General features: G+C 45.8%; 19 protein-coding genes and 1 pseudogene. 12 read left to right on the forward strand and 8 right to left on the reverse strand.

What is annotated here, in order from left to right; all coding sequences use genetic code 11:
• The first annotated feature begins 73 nt into the window (after nt 1-73).
• The 3 genes from DA100_RS03015 to DA100_RS03025 are packed head-to-tail and all read left to right on the forward strand — an operon-like array spanning nt 74 to nt 2,055.
• The gene (locus tag DA100_RS03015; protein WP_138970814.1) at nt 74-343 is read left to right on the forward strand and encodes a PTS sugar transporter subunit IIB; all 270 of its coding nucleotides are present in this window, start codon (nt 74-76) and stop codon (nt 341-343) included.
• 12 nt (nt 344-355) lie between these two features.
• Nucleotides 356-1,612 (forward strand): PTS ascorbate transporter subunit IIC, encoded by a 1,257-nt coding sequence (locus tag DA100_RS03020; RefSeq protein WP_138970815.1) that lies wholly within the window; start codon nt 356-358, stop codon nt 1,610-1,612.
• On the forward strand, nt 1,609-2,055 hold the full coding sequence (locus DA100_RS03025) for a PTS sugar transporter subunit IIA (protein WP_171052122.1): 447 nt from the start codon (nt 1,609-1,611) through the stop codon (nt 2,053-2,055). Before DA100_RS03020 ends, DA100_RS03025 begins: the two co-directional genes overlap by 4 nt.
• 108 nt (nt 2,056-2,163) lie before the next feature.
• On the opposite strand, the gene DA100_RS03030 is transcribed toward DA100_RS03025, so the two are convergent.
• Nucleotides 2,164-3,600, reverse strand: coding sequence for a DEAD/DEAH box helicase (locus tag DA100_RS03030; RefSeq protein ID WP_138970817.1), 1,437 nt, complete (start codon nt 3,598-3,600; stop codon nt 2,164-2,166).
• A 103-nt stretch (nt 3,601-3,703) separates the two neighbouring features.
• Nucleotides 3,704-4,267 (reverse strand): rhombosortase, encoded by a 564-nt coding sequence (rrtA, locus tag DA100_RS03035; RefSeq protein ID WP_138970818.1) that lies wholly within the window; start codon nt 4,265-4,267, stop codon nt 3,704-3,706.
• 3 nt (nt 4,268-4,270) lie between these two features.
• Here rrtA and DA100_RS03040 point away from each other — a divergent pair, with 3 nt between their 5' ends.
• Nucleotides 4,271-4,879, forward strand: a complete 609-nt coding sequence (locus tag DA100_RS03040) for a DTW domain-containing protein (protein ID WP_138970819.1) — start codon at nt 4,271-4,273, stop codon at nt 4,877-4,879.
• A 109-nt stretch (nt 4,880-4,988) separates the two neighbouring features.
• Here DA100_RS03040 and DA100_RS03045 read toward each other — a convergent pair whose 3' ends face one another.
• Complete coding sequence (locus DA100_RS03045) at nt 4,989-6,305, reverse strand: anti-phage deoxyguanosine triphosphatase (protein ID WP_138970820.1); 1,317 nt, start codon at nt 6,303-6,305, stop codon at nt 4,989-4,991.
• 224 nt (nt 6,306-6,529) lie between these two features.
• On the opposite strand from DA100_RS03045, the pseudogene DA100_RS21575 reads away from it, so the two are divergent.
• A pseudogene (locus DA100_RS21575) lies at nt 6,530-6,664 on the forward strand (LysR family transcriptional regulator); the annotation flags it as partial.
• Nucleotides 6,665-6,680: 16 nt separating this feature from the next.
• Here DA100_RS21575 and yfbR read toward each other — a convergent pair.
• Entirely contained in the window at nt 6,681-7,289 is a 609-nt protein-coding gene (yfbR, locus tag DA100_RS03055) for a 5'-deoxynucleotidase (RefSeq protein ID WP_138970821.1), read from the reverse strand.
• 73 nt (nt 7,290-7,362) lie between these two features.
• A complete protein-coding gene (locus DA100_RS03060; RefSeq protein WP_138970822.1) occupies nt 7,363-8,577 on the reverse strand; it encodes a pyridoxal phosphate-dependent aminotransferase in 1,215 nt (404 codons plus the stop codon).
• Nucleotides 8,578-8,763: 186 nt separating this feature from the next.
• On the opposite strand from DA100_RS03060, the gene DA100_RS03065 reads away from it, so the two are divergent.
• From DA100_RS03065 to DA100_RS20830, 7 genes are all read left to right on the forward strand, one after another.
• On the forward strand, nt 8,764-10,104 hold the full coding sequence (locus DA100_RS03065; protein ID WP_138970823.1) for an isochorismate synthase: 1,341 nt from the start codon (nt 8,764-8,766) through the stop codon (nt 10,102-10,104).
• A complete protein-coding gene (menD, locus tag DA100_RS03070) occupies nt 10,105-11,835 on the forward strand; it encodes a 2-succinyl-5-enolpyruvyl-6-hydroxy-3-cyclohexene-1-carboxylic-acid synthase (RefSeq protein ID WP_138970824.1) in 1,731 nt (576 codons plus the stop codon).
• Nucleotides 11,825-12,613 carry a 2-succinyl-6-hydroxy-2,4-cyclohexadiene-1-carboxylate synthase gene (gene menH / locus DA100_RS03075; protein WP_138970825.1) on the forward strand — a complete coding sequence of 263 codons (789 nt, stop codon included), beginning with the start codon at nt 11,825-11,827 and terminating at the stop codon, nt 12,611-12,613. The genes menD and menH overlap by 11 nt, the downstream gene beginning before the upstream one ends.
• A gap of 38 nt (nt 12,614-12,651) precedes the next feature.
• Entirely contained in the window at nt 12,652-13,518 is an 867-nt protein-coding gene (gene menB, locus DA100_RS03080) for a 1,4-dihydroxy-2-naphthoyl-CoA synthase (protein ID WP_138970826.1), read from the forward strand.
• A gap of 163 nt (nt 13,519-13,681) precedes the next feature.
• Complete coding sequence (gene menC, locus DA100_RS03085; protein ID WP_138970827.1) at nt 13,682-14,671, forward strand: o-succinylbenzoate synthase; 990 nt, start codon at nt 13,682-13,684, stop codon at nt 14,669-14,671.
• Nucleotides 14,668-16,038, forward strand: coding sequence for an o-succinylbenzoate--CoA ligase (gene menE / locus DA100_RS03090; protein ID WP_138970828.1), 1,371 nt, complete (start codon nt 14,668-14,670; stop codon nt 16,036-16,038). Before menC ends, menE begins: the two co-directional genes overlap by 4 nt.
• Nucleotides 16,039-16,132: 94 nt before the next feature.
• Complete coding sequence (locus tag DA100_RS20830) at nt 16,133-16,306, forward strand: hypothetical protein (protein WP_171052123.1); 174 nt, start codon at nt 16,133-16,135, stop codon at nt 16,304-16,306.
• On the opposite strand, the gene DA100_RS03095 is transcribed toward DA100_RS20830, so the two are convergent.
• The 3 genes from DA100_RS03095 to DA100_RS03105 all read right to left on the reverse strand — a co-directional run bounded on the left by DA100_RS03095 (nt 16,303) and on the right by DA100_RS03105 (nt 19,832).
• Complete coding sequence (locus DA100_RS03095; protein WP_138970829.1) at nt 16,303-17,226, reverse strand: putative sulfate exporter family transporter; 924 nt, start codon at nt 17,224-17,226, stop codon at nt 16,303-16,305. The two genes, DA100_RS20830 and DA100_RS03095, sit on opposite strands and share 4 nt — an antisense overlap.
• 119 nt (nt 17,227-17,345) lie before the next feature.
• Entirely contained in the window at nt 17,346-19,217 is a 1,872-nt protein-coding gene (locus tag DA100_RS03100; RefSeq protein ID WP_138970830.1) for an MFS transporter, read from the reverse strand.
• A gap of 24 nt (nt 19,218-19,241) precedes the next feature.
• The gene (locus DA100_RS03105) at nt 19,242-19,832 is read right to left on the reverse strand and encodes a TetR-like C-terminal domain-containing protein (RefSeq protein ID WP_138970831.1); all 591 of its coding nucleotides are present in this window, start codon (nt 19,830-19,832) and stop codon (nt 19,242-19,244) included.
• Nucleotides 19,833-19,979 lie beyond the last annotated feature (147 nt).

The following is a 19,979-nucleotide window of genomic DNA, read 5'->3' on the forward strand; positions in this document are numbered from 1 at the left end:
TGGATATGATTCATTTCAACAAAGAAACGAAAGCGAAATAGCTTTCGATTAAAACCCCTACGAGATGAATATTATGAAAAAGATTATGGTTGTGTGCGGTAATGGTCTTGGTACATCACTAATGATGGAAATGGCTGTAAAAGAAGTCGTTAATAAACTTGGCTTTTCCGCTGAAGTTGATCATGAAGATTTATCATCAGCTGCATCAAGTAATGCTGATATTTGGGTTGCGGCAACAGACGTGGCAAATCAGTTAGCAGAGGCAGGAAAAAACAATATTGTCAGCCTTGCTAATATTTTTGATAAAGCTTCTATTGAAGAGCAATTAAAGAACTTCATGTAAGGGAATTCTATTATGGCAAGCTTTTTTGAGTTTATGCTTGGCTTATTAAAAGAGCCAGCAATCATGGTCGGATTAATCGCCTTTATCGGTCTTGTTGCGCAAAAATCTGATATTTCTACTATTTTGAAAGGCACAATTAAAACCGTAATGGGTTTCCTAATTTTGGGTTTTGGTGCTGGTGCTCTTGTTGGAGCATTAAATCATTTTTCAACAGTATTCACAGAAGCTTTTGGTGTAAGCGGAGTGATTCCAAATAATGAAGCTATCGTAGCATTAGCACAAGAAGTATTTGGCTATGAAATGGCACTCATTATGTTCTTTGCCTTCGTGGTTAATATTTTGTTGGCTCGTTTTACTCCATTGAAATATATTTTCCTAACGGGTCACCACACGATGTTTATGTCAATGCTCGTTGCGGTAATTCTATCGACAGCAGGCATTAAAGGTGCAATATTAGTTGCAATGGGCTCGGTGATTGTCGGCTCTTTAATGGTGATCATGCCAGCGCTTGCGCAGAAATATACAGAGAAAGTCATGGGCACAGATCAACTCGCGATGGGCCACTTCTCTACCTTTTCTTACCTAGTTTCGGGCTACATCGGCAGTAAGTTCGGTGATACTTCGAAAACAACAGAAGATATCAATGTACCAAAAAGCCTAATGTTCTTGCGTGATACTCCGGTAGCCGTTGCTACGACAATGGCGGTGTTCTTTATGTTCGCATCTATTATCGCTGGTGGTGATTTTGTTGAGACAGTGTCTGGTGGACAGAATTGGGTCGTCTTTACCTTTATGCAATCACTAACATTTGCCGGTGGGGTTTACATTGTCCTGCAAGGTGTGAAGATGCTTATCGCTGAGATTGTCCCGGCATTTAAAGGCATCTCTGACAAATTGGTACCGGGTGCAAAACCAGCACTAGACTGTCCGATGGTATTCCCTGTGGCACCAAATGCTGTGCTTATCGGCTTCCTGTCATCGTTTTCAGCTGGTCTTGTGGCGATGGGTATTCAGGGCATGTTTGACTGGACTATTATCGTTGCGGGTGTCGTACCTCACTTCTTCGTAGGAGGTGCAGCTGGCGTCTATGGTAACGCAACGGGTGGTCTTCGTGGTGCAGTATTGGGTTCATTTACGCAAGGTCTATGTATTTCCTTCCTGCCTATGTTGCTACTTCCAGTACTGGGTGGTCTAGGGCTTGAAGCGACGACGTTTGCTGACTTTGATTTTGGTGTAGTTGGTCTGATTCTAGGTTGGTTAGTATCATGAGTCTTTTGAATCTTATTGGCGACAATATTGTTATCTCAAATGAGCAGAACTTAACGGTTGATGCAGCACTAAACATTACTTGCTCAAAGTTGTTAGAGCAGGGCAAGGTAGAAGCAAGTTATCTAGAAGCGATTAAAACTAAGCATAAAGAAATCGGTGCGTACTATGTTTTGGCGCCCAAAATCGCCATGCCTCATGCGCGACCAGAAGATGGTGTGAATGAAGCTGCATTACAAATCACAGTGTTTAGACATGGTGTTGATTTAGAGTCAGAAGATAATGGTGATGTGTTCTTCTCAGTCACTTTGGCAGCGTTGGATTCAAACAGCCATATACAAACTATTGTTGCTTTGTCTGAACTGTTTCAAAACGATGAGGATGTTGAAGCGATTATTGCAGCTGAAAATGAGTCTGCGATTGCTGAGATTCTCAAAAGATACTGATTAAGTGATCCCCCTTCCTGAAAGTTTAAGCCCTCGCTAGTCACGAGGGCTTTTTTAACTCACTTCAGTGGTCTAAACGGAGTCGTTTAGCCTTAAACGATGAGCCTGCTATTGGCTTGATGCAGAACTGCGAGGTGCTTTTGCGCGGTTAGGGCGTCGGTTAGACGGTTTACCGTTTGATGGCTTACTGCTACCAGAACGGCCTTTCGCTTTTCCTTCGCCATGCTTAACGTTAGTAGGTTTGCTTTCTCCACTTGGCTTACTATGACCGAAATGGCGTTTATTTTTGCTTGCTGGCTTATTGCCACGGGCATTATCTCCTGAGCGTTGACCATCTTGGTGGCCAGTCTTAGGCTTCTTAGGTTTTTTCGCCTTGATAGGGCGTGTATCTAGTTTTGATTCTGGCAACTCGTTAACCGGTTTAAAGCCTTCCAGCTCAAAACGCGGCAGTACTTGTTGAATCAAACGTTCAATACCAAATAAATCACCCGCCTCATCCGCTTCTACTAAAGAGATCGCTTTGCCTACTTCACCTGCACGACCTGTACGACCGATACGATGAACGTAGTCTTCGGAGACATTGGGCAGCTCAAAGTTAACAACTTGTGGCAGCTGTGGAATATCGATACCACGTGCGGCGATATCTGTCGCAACTAAAACTCGGATATCACCGGATTTAAAGTCAGCCAGTGCTCGAGTACGTGCGCCTTGGCTTTTGTTGCCGTGAATAGCGGCTGCTGTAATGTTCTCATTATTGAGGAACAGCGCTAAACGGTTCGCACCATGCTTGGTACGGCAGAACACCAGCACCTGTTTCCAGTCGCCATCTTTAATCAGTTTGACTAGCATCGGTGCTTTTTTGCGCTTGTCTGCTGGGTAGATGCTTTGCTCAATGGTCACTGCTGTCGAGTTTTCAGGGTTAACCGAAATCTCGACTGGATTGTTTACCAATCCCTTTGCCAGTTCGCGGATCTCTGGTGAAAAGGTGGCCGAAAACAGTAAGTTCTGACGTTTTGCTGGTAATAAATTTAGGATCTTACGAATATCGCGGATAAAACCCATGTCAAGCATGCGGTCGGCTTCATCAAGAACCAAAACTTCAAGCTGCTCAAACTTAATCGCGTTTTGCTGGTAAAGGTCGAGTAGACGTCCTGGCGTAGCCACAACAATGTCGCTACCTTTACGAAGCTTCATCATTTGAGGGTTAATTTTCACACCGCCAAACACAACGGTGGAAGTCAGTTTCTGATAACGACTGTACTTGAATACATTCTCTTGAACTTGTGCAGCCAGCTCACGAGTCGGCGTCAAGATTAACGCACGGACATGATTGCCCCTTACTCGTGTACCATTGTCTAGGCGTTCAAGGATAGGAAGAGTGAAACCGGCTGTTTTACCTGTACCTGTCTGTGCTGCTGCCATGACATCCTGACCGTTAAGTACGGCAGGGATAGCTTGCTCCTGAATTGGAGATGGTTTGTCGTAACCCTGTTCCTCAATTGCTTTGAGAATCGGGGCAGAAAGGCCTAAGGAGGTAAAACCCATAGTGTGTACTCTGTATAATAAATGCGTAATATTCACGCACATTGGTTATGCGTGAAAAAGGGCGCCATTCTGAGCCCTTTGACGATGAACATCAACCAAATTATTACGCAGTGGTCAGAGGTTGGGATTTTCTCTTGATGAAATAGACCATCAGAGCGAATACCAAGCCAGACAGCGCACCGAATAAGTGAGCTTCAACGGCAACCGGTGCGTTGATAAGATCGCTGGTTGACTGGGCGGCTCCCATGGTGAGTTCCCACGTCACTTTAAGCATCACACCAACCACCAATAGCCAACTGCTTTTACGCTCTTGTAGGGCTTCTAAGGTGGCGAAATAGGCGAAGATGCCATGTAATGTGCCTGATAGTCCGACATAGCCATTCATAGTGGTAAACAAATTGAGAATACCAATACAAAGGCTAGTTGCAATCAATATGAGCGCTAAACTCTTGGCTGTTGGCTTAAAAACGAAACAAATCACCCATAGACCCGCCAGATTCATCGTGAGGTGAGCAAAGTTGGTATGAGTGAAATTTCCTGTTAGGATTCGCCACCATTGGCCTTGGTTAATCCAGTAGCGATGCCAATTTACTTGCGACGCTAAGGGATCGAATTGCAGACCCAAGCACACTAAACTTATAGCGATTAACAGAAGAAATAAGCGCACACTATGTCCCGATATTGTTCTCAATGTGGAAAGTCACTCAAAGCTTGTATATGTAAGTGGATACAAAGTTTAACATCAAATGTTGAGCTGGTTATTCTACAGCATCACAGCGAGACGACCAGACCTATGGGCACTGCACGTATATTAAAATTGTCGCTGGCCAACAGTTACTGCTTTGAAGGCGAAGATTTCTCGCAGCACGCTGAACTCAATGCTTTGCTGAATGAAGCTCAGTGTCATCACTTTGTACTCTATCCAGGAGAAGGGGCGTTAGCGCATACGGAAGTCGCCGAGAAGCTAACTGAAGATACCAAGATACGCATTATCTTACTCGATGGTACATGGAAAAAAGCCTATAAAATTTGGCACTTATCGACCAATCTGCATTCTCTTCCTTTGATACGTTTACCTGATGACCTACAAGGCAACTACCGTATCCGCAAAGCGCCAAGTGACAACAGTTTGTCGACTGTTGAGGCTGGCTATCATATTTTGTCGCTCCTTGAGCCAGAAAACGAGTTTAGGCCACTGATTGAGGCTTTTAACCACATGATAGAGTTTCAGATAAAGCAGATGCCACCGGGGGTGTTTGAGAAAAACTATCTGAGTTAATTAAAATGCCTAGAAAAACAGGAACTGACGGCAAAGTTGGATGCCTTTATGGCTGACTAAATAGAATCAGGAGCCATTTGGCTCCTGATTTGTTAAAGCGCAACGATTGCTAGTGTGATGAAAATAGCTGCTGATGCAGGCGCTGGGCATGTCCATCTGTCATCGATGAAATGTAATCGGCGATTACCCTATATCCTTCACTCGGGTCGTGTTTTGCTGCCCACTGCAAACGAACTTGAGTAGGTAACAATCGCTCAGGATCTGCACTGAGCGCTTCGAAAATATCCATGATGATCTGTTGGCCTTTGTACTCGACTACCTGTACATGCGGTACTTGAATAACGTAGTCACTAACGAAGTGTTTAAGAATGTCTAAAGCCTTAGCCATCTTAGGTTCAAGATAGGCATTGAATGAAAGCAGTTCACACGCAAAACAGGCATCAACTGGTTTAATAGATATACTGGTCAATAGCGCGTTGACCATCCCACCAATCGCATCTTTGCGCTGGTAGTGAGTGCCTGCAAACAACATGTCGGTGATGGAATCGATATGTTGTTCAAACCATGTGTCGCCACATTCCGATAACTGACTGGCCGCCCCTTCAATCCATTGGTGGCGATTGACCATTCCAAGTACCAAGGCGTCTTCAAGATCATGCACACCGTAGGCGATATCATCGGCCAGCTCCATAATCGAACAATCGATAGACTTATAGCGAGTCTTTTTGTGTTCGGTATCAGGCAGTTTTTCATCGCGCATCGTACTGAAAAGCTGTTTGTCTTTTTCGCTCAGAGGTTCGAGCAACCAGTCAAACAGTGAGCGATCACAATCATAAAGTCCTTTAGCAGGCATCCAGTCGCGTGCACGGAGTTTGCGTTGATGGGAGACACTGTCTGGGAGGGTCACTGCTCGTGTTTGACTGATCATTGCCGGATACTTGATGAGCCCAAGTAGCGTTCGACGAGTTAGGTTCATACCGAAATGTTCAGTGTAAGGTTCGAGTTTAGTGACGATACGAAATGTCTGTGCATTGCCTTCGAATCCACCGTGTTTGCGCATCATGTAGTTAAGTGCAACTTCTCCACCATGCCCGTAGGGTGGGTGGCCAATGTCATGTGCAAGGCAAAGTGAATCAATCAAACTGTCACTGGGCAGCAGATCACGAAACTCTGGTTGTTTCTTTTTCAATTGCGCGACAATTCCGGTGCCTAGTTGAGCGGCTTCTAATGAATGCGTTAAACGAGTGCGGTGGAAGTCATCGAAACTTTTGCCGTGAACCTGAGTTTTCGCTTGTAGGCGGCGAAAGGCAGCAGAATGAAGAATACGGGCACGATCGCGTTGATATGGGCTGCGGTGGTCATCACGACGAATCTTATGTTCATCATCATGACGTTGATGCCATAAATCGCTGATTTGAAACGTCATAGGCAATACCCCTCTGTTTTTCCTAACCGTACACCGATGCAGAGAGGACTTCAAGTGGCAGAAAACTATGAAAATTTTGCCACTTGATCCATAGGCTAGTCCTTCATACTTAAAATTAAAACAGCAGCCACGGCGAGAAAAGCCGTCATCATCAGAAATACATCGTTGTAGGCCATAATAGCGGCGTCGCGTTGCATGGTCGCAATCAGACTTGCTTGTGCCTGTTGCTGCGCTTATTACCTGAGTACAAGATGCCTGAAGTACAGGTGAGTCTTGTTTATGCAGATAGGCAACTGATGCCGAAACGTAAGAAAGTATTGATTGAATATTTGCTTAACGCGTTCTGGCATCGTAATTAAGTGGCAACAAGCTGTATTAGCTGATCTCGTCTAAAGAGAGCTCGAAGCTTGGTGCGAAGGTATTTAGGAAATATTCCATCTCTGGGGTAAAGCGTTGCTTTAAGGTGACATCTAAGCGTTTTTTCGCCAGCGCATACTCATGATTGCCGGCACTCAGTTCTTCGAGACATTTCAGATAGGCGCAAATGGTATCGGCTTGCTTAACTATCATGGCATCATCGGAATGCGCTTGTTGGGAGATTAAATATGGGGTGAAATCATCGTGAAATTCTTCGGGCAGCATAGATAACAGTTTCTTTTCTGCGGCAGCCTCAATCTTTTTGTATTCTTTGGCTATCTCTGGATTGTAGTACTTAACGGGTGTTGGTAAATCACCGGTTAACACTTCACTGGTGTCATGGTACATACCTAAGATAGCGATTCTTTCTGGGTTAAGGTTGCCGCCAAACTTCTTGTTTTTGATCAGTGCCAAAGCGTGGGCAACGAAAGCAACCTGTAAGCTGTGTTCTGAGATGTTTTCACTTGATACTGAACGCATCAACGGCCAACGCTGAATCAGTTTCATGCGCGCCAAGTGGGCAAAAAAGTGGCTTTCCTGAACAACTTTGTTTGGACTATCTGACATTTCTCTACTCCATGAAATGAAAAAGGGCACTCAGTGAGTGCCCTTTAAGAATATGAGAGATTGAAGCTAATTACTACTGACTATAGGTCGACAGGAAGCGTTCAAAGCGACCGATCGCAACTTCAAGATCTTCGACGTGAGGTAAAGTCACGATGCGGAAGTGATCAGGTTTAGGCCAGTTAAACCCTGTCCCCTGAACAAGCAGTACTTTTTCTTGCACCAAGAAATCGAGCACCATCTTCTGGTCATCTTTGATGTTGTAAACCTTAGTATCAATTTTTGGGAACAAGTACATCGCCCCTTTCGGTTTGACACACGATACCCCTGGGATCTGGTTAATCAATTCCCATGCGCGATCACGCTGTTCGAGCAGACGACCACCAGGCAGAATCAATTCATTAATACTTTGATAACCACCTAATGCAGTTTGAATCGCATGTTGCATCGGCACGTTAGCACAGAGTCGCATTGACGCTAGCATATCGAGACCGTTTATATAGCCTTTGGCCATATGTTTAGGGCCCGTCATAAACATCCAACCGCCACGGAAACCACACACGCGATAAGCTTTCGACAATCCATTGAACGTCATCACGATGACATCGTCGGTTAGGGTTGCAACGGAAGTATGTGTTGCGCCGTCGTAAAGAACTTTGTCGTAGATTTCATCAGCGAAGATGATGAGTTTATGCTGACGTGCAATCTCGATCACTTCAAGTAGGAAGTCACGGCTGTATACTGCACCGGTTGGGTTATTCGGGTTGATTAATACGATGCCGCGTGTTTTTGGCGTGATTTTACGCTTGATGTCGTCAAGGTCTGGATACCAATCCGCTTCTTCATCACACATGTAGTGCACCGCATTACCACCGGAAAGAGCGACGGAAGCGGTCCATAGCGGGTAGTCAGGTGCAGGGACGAGCATTTCGTCACCATTGTTTAGCAACGCTTGCATTGCCATAACGATCAGCTCAGAGACGCCGTTACCAATGTAGACGTCTTCGACGTCTAGTGAATGAATTCCCTTGCGCTGATAATACTGAACGACGGCTTTACGAGCTGAATAAATTCCTTTTGAATCACAGTAGCCTTGCGAAGTAGGCAAGTTACGGATTACATCGACTAGGATTTCGTCAGGTGCGTCAAAGCCAAATGGGGCGGGGTTTCCGATGTTTAGCTTTAGTATTTTATGCCCCTCTTCTTCCATGCGTTTAGCATGTTTTAGTACCGGACCCCTAATGTCATAGCAGACATTATCGAGTTTCGACGACATCCCGATATTTTGCATTGATTAAAACCTAAAAATAATTGAATTTCTTTATTAAAGTACATCAAAAAGAATTTTTTTAGAATAAAAATCTGGTTGAATGGCAAGAAATAACAACTTGTAGCACGCCCGTTATCACAGGATTTTGCAAAACATTCACCACAACCTTGATTTGAGAGGGGTCTATAAATAGAGTAACCACCTACAATGAATAACAATCCCCATGCATACGAGGCTGATTTGTCTAATTTTCATCAAGCCGTTACTGAACTGATCGAACGCGTAAAGGATGCAGGAGACGGTATCACTCGTCTGGTTCAAGTTCTTGAGGAAAAACCGGACTTTGCGTTTATCGACTGGCTTGAGGCTCAGCCGATTTTCCCTCAGTTCTATTGGCAATCGCGCGATACTCGTGAAGAAGTGGTCGCGCTAGGCCAGTTACATACATTTGTCGACCCTGCGCCCGCTTATGCCATATTGGCTGAAGATCAGCGTATATGGGGAGGGCGTTCATTTGACGGACAGACGAGCAAGAATCGTCGCTGCATGTCTTCGTTCTTTTTTCTACCGCAGATAGAGCTGATTCGCTTTGATAACAGTTGGTCTATTGCGGTGAACTTAACGGCAGAAAAACACCGCACTCTCGCTAGCCTATGCAAATTGCAGCTTGACGTTAAACCTCTTATGCCCGTTACGGCACATGTCGAAAATATCCAGCATACGCCTGATAAGTGTCAGTGGGGGGAGTTGGTAGATAAAGTCCTGACAGGCATTAGCAATAACGAGTTTAAAAAGGTCGTTTTGGCTCGTAAAACAGAGGTCACGCTTGATGCGCCCTTATGTGCGGCTCAGTTTTTAAAATCAAGCTATCTACACAATCACCATAGTTTTCACTTTTTACTGTCGTTAGATAGGAAGCATAGTTTTATCGGATCAACGCCGGAACGTCTTTACCTGCGTCAAGATCAGGAACTTTATACGGAAGCGCTCGCCGGTACGATAGGACGAGGTAGCAATGCCACTCAGGATATGGAACTGGCTAACTGGTTGGCCAACGACAGCAAGAACCTCAATGAAAATCAATATGTTGTAGACGATATTATCGAGCGTCTAGCTCCGCACTCTGAACATGTAGAGGTGGAACAAGAGGCTCGCTTAGTTCGTTTACGTAAGGTTCAGCACCTAAAACGCAGCATTCACGCCCACTTGAATAAAGGTGTTAATGGCGTGCAGTTGTTGAGTGCGTTACAGCCAACCGCAGCAGTTGCGGGCTTGCCGCGCAAAGAATCGATGGCATTTATTCAGCAACATGAACCCTTTGCTCGTGGTTGGTACGCAGGCTCGATGGGCTTTATCAGTCACCAGAGAGCTGAGTTTTGTGTCGCAATTCGCAGCGCCCTGATCCTCGATGACCATGTCCAGTTATTTGCCGGTGCAGGTATTGTTCCTGGCTCGGTGGCGGAATATGAATGGCAAGAGCTGGATAAAAAAATGTCGACACTGTTGTCTCTGATATCAGATAACGCACCGTTAGGAGTCGCTTCTTAGATGAACGCGGAAGTTTTAAGTGCTAATCAAGCAGTGATAAACCGCATTTGGAGTCAGGTAATACTTGAAGAACTGACCCGATTTGGTGTGCGTGAAATTTGTATCGCTCCTGGCTCTCGCTCAACGCCTTTGACATTGGAAGCGGATGAAAATCCACAACTAAACCTCCACACGCATTTTGATGAGCGTGGGCTGGGATTTTTGGCGTTAGGCCTTGCGAAAGCAAGTGGTAAACCTGTCGCTGTTGTTGTGACATCAGGAACGGCAGTCGCGAATCTTCTTCCCGCTATTGCGGAAGCAAAACTTACTGGCGAAAAGCTGGTGGTGCTTACCGCGGACAGACCCGTCGAACTGGTTGGCTGTGGTGCTAACCAAGCCATCAACCAACTTGGGATCTTTTCTAGCCATGTGACCTGTGCGGTTGACCTACCCAGTCCATCGTTGAATATTCCACTCAATTGGGTGCTAACGACAATCGACCAAGCGCTGGCTGAGCAACAGCAAAAGGGCTGTGCGATTCATGTTAACTGCCCATTTCCTGAACCACTTTATAGCGCTGAACCTAAGGGTTTATACCAAAGCTATAGTGACCAATTGGGCTTGTGGTGGCAAAGCGACAAACCGTTTACGAGTAAGAGTTACCCATTGCAGAGTCCACAACTGAATGTCAGTGATTTTTCGCGAAGAAACGGCCTGATAGTGCTTGGTAGTGTGACGCGCAGTGAAGCATCTGCTGCCAAACAGTTGGCTGAGCGGCTAGGTTGGCCAATCATGTGTGACCCACAGTCCGGACAAAGCTCGGCTTGGTCACACTACGATCTATGGTTGCAGAACAGCAATCAATCGGAAGCCTTACAGCAGTGTGAGTTAGTTTTGCAACTGGGTTCGCGCATCGTATCGAAGCGTCTGAATCAGTGGTTAGCTAAGCATATCAAAACCACCGGTGCCGATTATCACTATGTTGCGCCGAGTTTCGACCGTAATAACGCGAGCCATATGATGCAAGTGCATCATCTTGCCTCTGTAGAGAGTTGGATCTCGCACTTGTTAGCGATATTGCCGCCAATTGCTCAAACGAATTCAGGTTGGGCTGATGAGTTGTGTGCTGTCTCTGAACAGGTCAATAGTTTGGCTTCGTTGCATCTCTCGTGCGATGCGCCTCTATCTGAAATCGCTTTGGCTCTAACCGCGCCTCAACTGCCTAAGCAAGCACAATTGTTTATCGGCAATAGTCTGTTTGTACGCCTTTTGGATATGTTTGCCCGTTTTGATGGCGTTGAAGTTTATAGCAATCGAGGGGCGTCAGGGATTGATGGCATAGTCGCTAGTGCTGCGGGAGTGGTACGGGCAAATAAACAGCCAACGGTTCTCTTCATTGGCGATACATCGCTTTTATACGATATCAACTCATTAGCGCTGTTTACCCATGAGCAAACACCGGTTGTCATCGTGGTGACCAATAATGATGGTGGTGCCATCTTTGATTTACTGCCTGTTCCAGAGCAACAAAAACAAGCTTTGTATCAAATGCCCCATGGCTTTGAGTTTGAACATGCCGCTCGACAGTTTCATCTTGCTTACGCTAAGCCAGAAACGTTGGCGGAATATCAGCAACTGATCGACAACCATGTTGAGAATGGTGTGGGTGGATTGGTTATCGAAGTGCAAACGCCCGCGGAGCAAGCTTCCCGTCAGTTAAGAGAATTTACGCAACAGATTCATGCTTTATAGTCAGGCTTCTCAGCATTTGGCCCATAACCCAGCACAGCCAGTGCTGGTCTTTTTGCATGGCTTACTGGGTTGTGGAAAAGATTGGCAACAGACAATAGATTACCTAAGTAATTACCCTTCCGTTTGTCTTGATTTACCCGGTCATGGCTTGAGTGGGTTGAACAGTTGTAACAATTTTAAAGAGTGTTGTGATCAAATATCTGACACTCTTCTCACCCAGTTCGAGCCTCATCGACCTATAGTACTGATTGGTTACTCAATGGGTGGTCGCATCGCAATGAATGGTGTGGTGAACAATCACTTTGCGGGGCTTAATATTCAGCAATTGATTGTTGAAGGGGGAAACTTTGGTTTGCCATCCCCAATGGATAGAGCAGCAAGGTGGGAGTACGATGTTCAGTGGGCTGAACGTTTTACGAATCAGCCAATTGAACAGGTGCTAAGCGATTGGTATCAGCAGGCGGTGTTTAGTTCACTAAATCATGCGCAAAGACAAAAACTGATCGCTAAACGCAGTGCTAACCTAGGGCCACAAGTGGCAAACATGATGCTAGCGACCTCGCTGGCAAAGCAAGATTATTTGTTGGATGCGCTCAGCTCATCCGCAGTAGCAGTACATTATATTTGTGGCGAGAAAGACGATAAGTTTAGTCAGTTGGCCAAACGAAGCGGTTTGTCTTTCAGCCAAGTTGCAGAGGCTGGGCATAATGTTCATGTTGAACAGCCCCAAGCTTTTGCCGAAATCGTTAAAACTCAAATAAAACAAACCTTTGTATAGTTTGTTTTGAGTCAATTGGTAAACAAACAGGAATCACCATGGCAAAAACAGTCGGTATCTCAGAAGAAGAATTATACGCACCAGTACACTGGAATGACTGCAGCGGTGAATATGAAGATATTCAGTACCACAAATCTGAAGATGGTATCGCTAAGATTACTATCGCCCGCCCACAGGTTCGTAATGCGTTCCGCCCTCAAACGGTAAAAGAGATGATCAACGCGCTTGCCGATGCACGTTATGACGAAGGTATCGGCGTTATTATCCTTACCGGTTTAGGTGAGAAAGCGTTTTGTTCTGGCGGTGACCAGAAAATTCGTGGCGATTACGGTGGTTACAGAGATGACTCAGGTACGCACCACTTAAACGTTTTGGATTTCCAACGTCAGATTCGTACTTGTCCGAAGCCTGTTATCGCTTCGGTTGCAGGTTGGGCTGTAGGCGGTGGTCACGTACTGCATATGATGTGTGATCTGACGATTGCCGCTGAGAATGCACAGTTTGGTCAAACTGGCCCTAAAGTAGGTTCCTTTGATGGGGGGTGGGGCGCGTCATACATGGCACGTATTGTTGGTCAGAAAAAAGCTCGTGAAATCTGGTTCTTATGTCGTTTCTATGATGCGAAGGAAGCGCTAGACATGGGGCTAGTCAATACCGTGGTGCCTCTAGAAGATCTTGAGAAAGAAACCGTACGTTGGTGTCGTGAGACATTACAGCACAGCCCAATGGCGCTTCGTTGTCTTAAGGCCGCGTTGAACGCAGATTGTGATGGTCAAGCGGGTCTTCAAGAGCTAGCTGGCAACGCAACCATGATGTTCTACATGACTGAAGAAGGTCAGGAAGGTCGCAATGCTTTCAATGAAAAGCGCCGTCCGGACTTTAACAAGTTTCCACGCAACCCATAATTTGTCGTTAATATCTTAGTTCTAATCGTGATAGCGATTCGAGGATGCGTCATCTTTCACGTCCTCGACTTGCTGTAGAAGCGATAACCTAGATGTTTGCGAACGAACGGGTGAAATATCCAATGCATGCTACATTTATATCAATAATGAAAAGGATATTGTTATGAGATCAGCCAAACTCTATCGCTATGAACTGCCGATGGACAGCGGTGTGATACTGCGTGATCAGAGGTTGAAACAGCGCGAAGGTTTTGTCGTAGAGTTAGCGCTTGACGGTGACACTGGTCTTGGTGAAGTTGCTCCTCTTGCGGGTTTTAGTATTGAGACCATGGATGAAGCCTATTCACAGCTCGTCGAGCAACTGGCTTTGTGGCAACAAGGCGCGGAGCTTAATTTTGATGGTCTGTATCCATCGGTTGCGTTTGGTCTTTCAATGGCGCAAATGGAATTGACGCAACAGCTTCCACAGCACGGTGTGTATCAAGCTGCTCCACTCTGCTCAGGGGATCCTGATGAGCTCATTCCTAAGCTCAACGCAATGAGCGGTCAGAAAGTAGCAAAAATCAAAGTCGGGCTGTATGAGCCTATTCGTGACGGGATGTTAGTGAGTCTATTTTTGGAGTCTATTCCTGACCTCACACTAAGATTAGATGCCAACCGAGCTTGGAGTGCTGAAAAAGCGCAACAGTTTGCTAAGAAGATCGCGCCTTCGTTAAGAGGACGTATTGCCTTTATCGAAGAGCCCTGCCAAGTGCCGGGTGACAGTTTTTCTTTTGCGATTGATACTGGAATTGCTATCGCTTGGGATGAGACGCTTCAGCATGCGATTCGTCGCGATGATTTTAAGCTTGAAGATCTCAATGGTGCTAAAGCGATCGTCATCAAGCCGACTTTACTTGGCTCTGTTGAACGCTGTATCGCGTTGATTCAAAGAGCTAAGGAACTGGGGATCAAAGCGGTTGTGAGTTCGAGTATTGAATCAAGTCTTGGTTTAACTCAGTTGGCTAGACTGGCACATTGGCAGTTACCTGACGAAATACCAGGTCTTGATACTGTGGGTTTGTTCGCTCAGCAGCTAGAAGTTGCTTGGCCAGGTTGCGAATTGCCACTGACTTCATTGTCGGACCAAGCATTGATTTGGCAGTCAGAATGAAAGCAGAGTTATCACCTGTCAATAAATGGGCTCAACTGAGCCCATCTTTGTATGCTTTAGAGACTCCTGAGCAAGGTTACACTTGGCTTGAACTCGCCGAAAAAGTACAACGCCTAGCTGCATCTTTAGGTAAACAAGGCGTATCCGTTGGCGACCTAGTTACTTGCGTGGGTAAGAACAGTCCTCAATTGTTGCTGCTTTATCTCGCCTGCCTCGAACAGGGAGCCATTTGTGCGCTTACTATGCCGCAGAGTGAAAGTGAGCTTAAAAGCAAACTGGCAACCCTGTACCCCAATCCAGACAATGCTTACCTATGGTCGGATCAAGGTACACCTGTGCCTACGACGGGGTATCATGTTCAAGTGTCAGAGTTTGAAATCGAAGATTGGCACAGCCATTACCAAAACAAATCTATCGCTTCGATTGTATTTACATCTGGTTCAACGGGCATACCGAAAGCGGTTGCTCATACATCGCAGCACCATCTTGCCTCAGCGCAGGGTCTACTCGAAAAATTTCACTTCCAGCCAGGTGATACTTGGTTATTGAGTTTGCCTATGTACCACGTATCTGGTTTAGCGATTGTCTATCGTTGGCTTGCGACTGGCGCAACTCTCAAAATAGGTACAGGTAATTTAAGCGAAGATATTTCGGATGTCAGCCATGCATCACTGGTCGCAACCCAGCTAAAACGCTTGCTCGATAGTAGTGAAACTCTGGCTCTCAGCCATGTTTTACTGGGGGGGAGTCATGTCCCTTTGGAACTAAGCCAGCAAGCCGCTGAGCGCGGGATTGAAACCTGGCTCGGATATGGAATGACAGAAGCGGCTTCAACAGTGACCGCTAAACAGATAGACGCAGTTTATAGTGCGGGGAGCGTATTACCCAAACGCTTGGTAAAACTGGATGGTCAGCGCATTTACATTGGTGGTGATACTCTGGCTTCAGGTTACTACAAGCAAGGAGTACTGACGCCAATAGCTGACAATGGCTGGTTTGATAGTAAAGACCTTGGTCAGTGGTTAGGTGACGAGTTGGTGATCATCGGTCGAGCGGACAACCAATTTATTTCTGGTGGGGAGAACATTCATTGTGAGGAAATAGAAGCAGTGCTCAACCAATTAGATGCTATCCAGCTAGCGATTATCGTGCCTATCGAAGATGACGAATATGGACATCGACCTGTCGCGGTATTGCAGTGTGAAAAGTTACCTGAACAAGCGGAGATTGAATTACTGTTACAACTTAAGCTAACTAAATTCAAATGGCCGAAGGCCTATTATCAGATGCCACTGGAACTGTTAGCGGGTGGGATAAAAGTATCGCGCCAAAAGGTTAAACAGTGGCTGGAAAGTCAACTTAGTTAATTTCGACATTTCATAGTCCAAATGTGAATTTAGCAATCTTATAACCTTAATTCATAATACCTCTATTGAGATATGGAATTGGATATAAGAAGCAATGAAAGCACTCTTGGTTATCGCCGTGTTACTTCAGATAACGGTTGCCCTGCAAAGTGAGGGTTTAGTCAAGGCATTAGCTGAGCTCTCGGCGTTTTTGCTGGTTGTTACTATCGCCTCAAGCACTAAACAGCAAAAACGTCAATCGCTAGAACTTGATACAGAAAAGCGTTAAACCAACGTAAGCCATGCTAATGACGTGGTTGAAATCAGTATCCACAAAGTCACACCAAACATCAGTGGTTTGGCGCCCGCCGACTTGAGTTTCTCGACAGAAATACCGCAGCCAATTAAGAATAAACAGACCACTAACGCACGTTTCGCTACGTCAAATATGCCCTGATAGAGCGCATCAAATTGGGGGAGGGCATCACTTACCACTATCGCGACACAGTAAAACAAGATGAAGTATGGAATGGTGACTTTCTTTGAGTCGCTACGGAACAAAAACGCGCTAAACAGTGCAACAGGGATGATCCATAGTGCTCGAGCCAGTTTAAGCGTTGTCGCCGTTGTCAGTGCTTCTTCACCATAAGCAGACGCGGCACCAACCACGGATGAGGTATCATGAATCGCGATGGCTGCCCAGGTGCCAAACGTGTGCTGGTCAAGGTTCAACGCATGACCAATCACCGGGAAGATAAACAGGGCGATAGAGTTAAGAACAAATACCGTCGCGAGAGATAAACCTATCTGTTCATCGCTCGCTTTTATCGCTGGTGATACAGCAGCGATCGCACTGCCACCACAAATTGCTGTGCCAGCAGAGATCAGATACCCCGTCTCTCTGTTGAGACCGATCCATTTTGCAACCCACCAACCAATTACCAAGGTACCAAAAATGGTGGTGACAATCAGGCCGATACCATTCGATGTTACCGCGAGGGCCTGTTCAAACTGAATACCGAAACCTAAGCCAACGATCGAGTAGGTAAGCAGCTTTTTAGTGACCTTGGCGAGATTGAATTCCGCAGGAACAAAGCCAAGTGAAGCGAGCAAGAAGCCAATCACAAGTGCAGTAGGAGAGGTGATAAAAGGGGTTAGGCAAACTGCAAGAGCAAGCCAAAATGGCAACTGTTTGGTAAGCTTATTCATTATTGATTTGGTGAGTTGAGATCAACCGCAAGTGTAGCGTACCCAAAGCGATAAATAGAGCTGAATGTTTTGAACGGCTGTTCAGAAAAACTGAACAGCCGTGTTTTGTTATGATAGACCTAGCGCCAGTCGCCTCTTAGTGTCGAGACCTTTTCAAACATCGTCTCCGTAGACGCTGATTTAGGGTCAACCGGCTCACCCACTTCAATTTCAATCTTTGACCAAAATCGCGTTGGTAACCCTTTACAGGCTGCCCCTTTATGACGGCTGAAGTAACTTCCCCACATGCCCTTTAGCGCAATAGGAATGACAGGAACAGGGCTACGTTTGAGGATCAGATCCATACCGCGCATAAATGGATTCATCTCACCATTGGAGGTCAAGCGACCTTCGGGGAAGATACAGACAATGTGTCCTTCGGCCAGTGCCTGCTCCACTTCTGAAAATGCTCTTACTATTGAGCGGCGATTAGTTGCCGAAATGGGAATAACTCCCGCGCGCTTGAGAAAACGGCGCAAAGGAGGTGTATTGGCATAATCTTCTTCCATTACAAATCGAATGAGCCTTGGACAAACGGCGCTGAGCAACAAAGCATCCATATAGCTGACATGGTTGCAAACCAGTAGAGCGCCCTGTTTATCTGGCAAATTATGCAGATTCTTATGGGTCACTCGGTACATGGTGTGAGTAAGTATCCAGACTAGAAAGCGGACGACAAAGATAGGGACTTGAGAAAACAGGTAAGTCGCCACCAACATGTTGAGTACCGCCAGCAGCAAGAATAACTGAGGAATAGAAAGGCCAATAACAGATAGGCAAATAATTCCTAGAATGGCACTACCGACCATAAATAGAGAGTTGTAAATGTTGAGTGCGGCAATAACCTGTGCCCGTTGATCGACTTTTGCTCGTTGTTGCATCAGCGCATATAGTGGGACGATAAAGACACCGCCAGAAGCACCAAGCAGAAATAGGTATGCAAATACTGGCCACAAAGGTTGGTATGCCACAAAGTCTGAAAAATGAGCAAATTCTGGTAACTGTTGTGGAACCGCTAACGCCATTAATGCGCCAAACACGGTGATCCCAAAACTGCCGAGCGGCACGATACCAACTTCAATACGATGGTTTGAGAGTTTGTCGCACGCTAGCGAACCTAGCGCAATACCTATGGAAAAGAGCGCAAGTAAAAATGAGACGGCACTTTCACTGCCATTAAGGTAGATCTTAGTGAAGTTAGGAAATTGGGTCAGGTATGCCGCGCCCAGAAACCAAAACCAACTGATCGCCATTAATGAGCGGAAGATTGTCTGATCTGATTTGGCGATGGCGATGGTTTGTTTGGTTTGCTTGATTGGTTGCCAACGGAACTCGAGCGTTGGCGCACTGGCAGGCGCTACAGGAATAGAACGGCTCGCGAGGTAGCCAAGCAGCGCGAAGATAACGACGGACGCTGCCGCGATGTATTTGGCGCTTTCAGAAGAGGCGATAACCCCCGCTCCAAGAGTGCCGATTAAAATCGCGAGAAATGTGCCGGTTTCGACTAAAGCGTTGCCTGGGACTAACTCATTGGGTTTGAGTTGCTGAGGCAGAAGCGCATATTTTACCGGACCGAAAAACGCAGATTGCGTACCCATCAAGAACAGCAGTATCAGCAGTATAGTGTAACTTTCGGTGATAAAGCCGATTGCCCCTAAACACATGATGCCGATCTCAGCGAGTTTAACCTTGCGAATAAACCAAGATTTCTCATATTTGTCAGCCAATACACCCGCGGAGGCTGAAAAAAGGAAAAAGGGCAGAATAAACAGACCTGCCGCGAGATTGATGAATAAATCACTGGAAATGGGTAAGGTACCTGCGCCAGCAAAAGCGACGAACAGCAGCAGAACATTTTTAAAAATGTTGTCGTTGAAAGCGCCGAAAAACTGTGTGACGAAATAAGGCAGAAATCGTTTCTGCCTTAGTAAAGAGCTTTGGCTATCAGACATTAGTGATCCTTAACATTTAGGATGTTACCAATTAGTCAGGTAGTTTGAGAGCAAATTCTCGATCAACTCCTTGCCATCGATAGGCTGATCGCTGAAGAACTTGTCATCGACGCTTAGTAGCGTAATACCGTGCACACCTGACCAAAGCACGCGACTTGCTTTTAGCACATCGGCTTCACTGCGATGAGGGGCAAGTGCTTGTAACAGGTGTTCTAGCATACCAGTCATGGCATTAATTCGTTGTGCTTGCCACTCCGGCAGCGTCTCGCCATTCATATTGTGCTCGAAGATAAGTTGCCAACGATTTGGGTGGCGAAGTGCAAAGTCATGATAGCAATAGGCCAGTTCGTATAGTGCTGACTGGTTATCTTTGCTGCCGTTAACGACATGGTTGGCTTCAGATGATAGCTCGTCTAAGGTCTGCGCTACGACATGCAATAACAGTAAATTGTAGTTTCCGAACACATTGACCAGTGTACTCGGTACATAACCAATCATGGTTGCGATCTTACGCAAGCTAAGCTCATGATACGAATTGGTCGTGAGAAACGCCTTTACCGTTGATAATGTAAGGGCGATGAGTTCTTCGCGAGTGTGATCGTTTCTTCTTGCCATGGTGAATAATCTAAAATGAACATTGTTCAATATTCTAATGAGCCAATGCCTATAGCGCAACTTTGCTAAGGACAATTTGCAATATTCTGATACATGTCGCGCCAACGTTTTTGTATGAATCTAGTTCCGCTGAGGGTAAGATGCCAT

This window comes from Vibrio sp. Hep-1b-8, from assembly GCF_006124995.1.
GTDB lineage: Bacteria > Pseudomonadota > Gammaproteobacteria > Enterobacterales > Vibrionaceae > Vibrio.

Excerpts from the sequence above, each read along its gene's own strand:
- DA100_RS03040 (WP_138970819.1), top strand. The coding sequence starts at position 4,271 with ATGTCCCGATATTGTTCTCAATGTGGAAAGTCACTCAAAGCTTGTATA.
- DA100_RS03065 (WP_138970823.1), top strand. The coding sequence starts at position 8,764 with ATGAATAACAATCCCCATGCATACGAGGCTGATTTGTCTAATTTTCAT.
- DA100_RS03030 (WP_138970817.1), bottom strand. The coding sequence starts at position 3,600 with ATGGGTTTTACCTCCTTAGGCCTTTCTGCCCCGATTCTCAAAGCAATT.
- DA100_RS03020 (WP_138970815.1), top strand. The coding sequence starts at position 356 with ATGGCAAGCTTTTTTGAGTTTATGCTTGGCTTATTAAAAGAGCCAGCA.
- DA100_RS03100 (WP_138970830.1), bottom strand. The coding sequence starts at position 19,217 with ATGTCTGATAGCCAAAGCTCTTTACTAAGGCAGAAACGATTTCTGCCT.
- DA100_RS03045 (WP_138970820.1), bottom strand. The coding sequence starts at position 6,305 with ATGACGTTTCAAATCAGCGATTTATGGCATCAACGTCATGATGATGAA.
- DA100_RS03015 (WP_138970814.1), top strand. The coding sequence starts at position 74 with ATGAAAAAGATTATGGTTGTGTGCGGTAATGGTCTTGGTACATCACTA.
- DA100_RS03105 (WP_138970831.1), bottom strand. The coding sequence starts at position 19,832 with ATGGCAAGAAGAAACGATCACACTCGCGAAGAACTCATCGCCCTTACA.
- yfbR (WP_138970821.1), bottom strand. The coding sequence starts at position 7,289 with ATGTCAGATAGTCCAAACAAAGTTGTTCAGGAAAGCCACTTTTTTGCC.
- DA100_RS03025 (WP_171052122.1), top strand. The coding sequence starts at position 1,609 with ATGAGTCTTTTGAATCTTATTGGCGACAATATTGTTATCTCAAATGAG.
- menE (WP_138970828.1), top strand. The coding sequence starts at position 14,668 with ATGAAAGCAGAGTTATCACCTGTCAATAAATGGGCTCAACTGAGCCCA.
- menC (WP_138970827.1), top strand. The coding sequence starts at position 13,682 with ATGAGATCAGCCAAACTCTATCGCTATGAACTGCCGATGGACAGCGGT.
- menH (WP_138970825.1), top strand. The coding sequence starts at position 11,825 with ATGCTTTATAGTCAGGCTTCTCAGCATTTGGCCCATAACCCAGCACAG.
- DA100_RS20830 (WP_171052123.1), top strand. The coding sequence starts at position 16,133 with ATGAAAGCACTCTTGGTTATCGCCGTGTTACTTCAGATAACGGTTGCC.
- menD (WP_138970824.1), top strand. The coding sequence starts at position 10,105 with ATGAACGCGGAAGTTTTAAGTGCTAATCAAGCAGTGATAAACCGCATT.
- menB (WP_138970826.1), top strand. The coding sequence starts at position 12,652 with ATGGCAAAAACAGTCGGTATCTCAGAAGAAGAATTATACGCACCAGTA.
- DA100_RS03060 (WP_138970822.1), bottom strand. The coding sequence starts at position 8,577 with ATGCAAAATATCGGGATGTCGTCGAAACTCGATAATGTCTGCTATGAC.
- DA100_RS03095 (WP_138970829.1), bottom strand. The coding sequence starts at position 17,226 with ATGAATAAGCTTACCAAACAGTTGCCATTTTGGCTTGCTCTTGCAGTT.